The organism is Pseudomonas sp. EL_65y_Pfl2_R96 (assembly GCF_963970905.1).
GTDB lineage: Bacteria > Pseudomonadota > Gammaproteobacteria > Pseudomonadales > Pseudomonadaceae > Aquipseudomonas.
The window spans coordinates 1-2,113 of the sequence record NZ_CAXAQH010000076.1 but is presented as its reverse complement, the minus strand read 5'-3'; the positions used below and the strand labels follow the sequence as shown (position 1 = coordinate 2,113).

At 68.7% G+C, this 2,113-nt stretch carries 2 protein-coding genes; both read left to right on the top strand.

The genetic code is table 11. The features are described from left to right. Positions 1 to 369, top strand: a 369-nt coding sequence (locus tag AACY49_RS29435) for a tyrosine-type recombinase/integrase (RefSeq protein WP_339527678.1), incomplete at its 5' end; no start/stop codon positions are given. Then, positions 366 to 2,113, top strand: a 1,748-nt coding sequence (locus AACY49_RS29430; RefSeq protein WP_339527676.1) for a tyrosine-type recombinase/integrase, incomplete at its 3' end; no start/stop codon positions are given. The genes AACY49_RS29435 and AACY49_RS29430, both read left to right, overlap by 4 nt.

Below are 2,113 nucleotides of genomic sequence, written 5' to 3'. Positions count from 1 at the left end.
CCGGCGACGCTTGCCGCGATCGCCGATTACGTGACCGCCGAGCGCCCGCGCGACACCGGCAGCCCCTACCTCTTCCTCGTCGGCGGCAACGGGGCGCGCCGGGCTGAGCCGCTATCCTACGCCGCGCTGGCCAAGCTTTTCGCCCGATCCTGCGAGCGGGCCGGCATACGCGAGCCCTGGATGACCCCGCACGCCTGCCGGCACACGCACGCGACACGCATGTGGGAGGGCGGCATGCGCGAGCTCGCCCTCATGCGCAGGCTTGGTCACGCCTCCCCCGAGTCCACCCGCATCTACACGCGCGTGTCCGACCCGGCGGTCGTCGCCGAGTACCGCCGCGCGCTTGGCCTCGATGTGTCAGCGCCATGAGGGCCGGACCGATCTCTGCCGCCGCAGCAGCGATCGGCGAGCACCCGGCCGCACCAGTGATCGCTCAGCACTGCGGCGAGGCAGAGTACGCCGCGCACGTCGCGGGTGTGGATATCTGCGATATGTACAAGCGCCAGCTGCGGCAGATCCACCGCCGCTTCCGCACACAGTGGCCCGATCTTCGCGACTGGCTCGCTGCGCCACTGCCCGAGCGCGTCGGCCGCCTCGATGGCGAGCGGCGGCAAGCGTCGAGCCACAAACTTTCCTATCAAGCGCGCCCCTACATCCACTTTCTCGCGTTCACCGACAGGCTGCGCATCGACTACCCATGGCTGCTCGCCGTTGGCAAGACACGTCCGTCGGTTGTGCTCGACCGGCTGTGCATCGACCTCGGCATCGACCGCCTTGCCGACGAGGGTGAAGCCCTCGGCTTTAATCGCTCGTCGATTCGGCTTTCCATGACCTGGATGCTGCCGCGCATCGCCATGCACGAGGGCGTGCGCTCGCCCGACCTGCTGCGGCCCGAGCATATCGACCGGCTGCTCGCCGCCGTCCGCGACTTCGCCTCGCATCCCGACCTGCCGGTCTTCTTCGGTGCGCGCGAGCGCTACGGTCCGCAGTTCGCCAAAAGCTGGATCACGCATGCCAGCCAGCTCGGCACCATCCTCTACCATCGTGGCCAATCGAGCCGGCAGCCGCGCAAGTTCATGCCAGCCTACGCCTCGCACCCGCTGCTGCCGTCTGCGATGTGGGCACTCGTCCAGCGCTGGCTCGCAGCGCGCGCGTCGCAGCTGCGCCCCAGCACGGTTTACCACCACGAGATCGCGCTCAGGCGCTTCCTCGAGCACCTGGGTCGCGTCGCGCCCCAGGTCTGCCGCTTCGAGGATGTGACGCGCGAGCACGTCGAGAGCTTCTTTCGCGCGATGATCGACGAGCCGAGCGCAGGCAGCGGCGTGCCCTTGTCTCTCATCACACGGCGCAACCGCACGAACTCGCTTGCGCTGTTTTTCCGCGATACCGTCGCTTGGGACTGGGAAAGCGCGCCGCAGCGCCAACTCGTCGATTGCCGCGACAAGCCGCCGCACCTCGAGCGCGTGCCCCGCTATATCCCCGAGGAAGAGCTAGCCCGCGTGATGAGCGGCATTCGTGCGCTGGTTTGCCCACTCCAGCGTGCGGCGCTGCTGACGCTGCGCTGGTCGGGCGCTCGACGCGGCGAGGTGCGTCGCCTCGCACTCGATTGCCTCGACCGCTACCCCGACGGCACCGCGCGGCTGCGCATTCCTGTCGGCAAGACCGGCCGCGAGCGGATGGTGCCGCTCCATGAAGAGGCGGCCGACGCGCTCCAGGCCGTGGTGGAAGCACGCCGGAGAGGGCGCGACCGCGCAATGGTCGACGAGCGGACCGGTGACCGACTACGCTTTCTCTTCGTAGATCACGGCAAGTTGTTATCCGAATACTACCTCTTTGAAACGCCGCTGGGCGAGGCGTGCCGGGCGGTTGGCTTGGTCGATGCACGAGGCCGCCATACCGTCACTGCACACCGCTTCCGCCACACCCTCGGAACGCAGCTCGCCGAGCGCGGCGCGAGGCTTGATACGATCATGAGCGTGCTCGGCCACGAGAGCCCGGCGATGTCGATGGTCTACGCAAGGATCTCCGATCCCGAGGTGCTGCGCGACTACCGTGCGGTGCTCGGGCCGGGTGCGGTCATCGCCGGACCTGGCGCCGAGGCTCTGCGGACCGG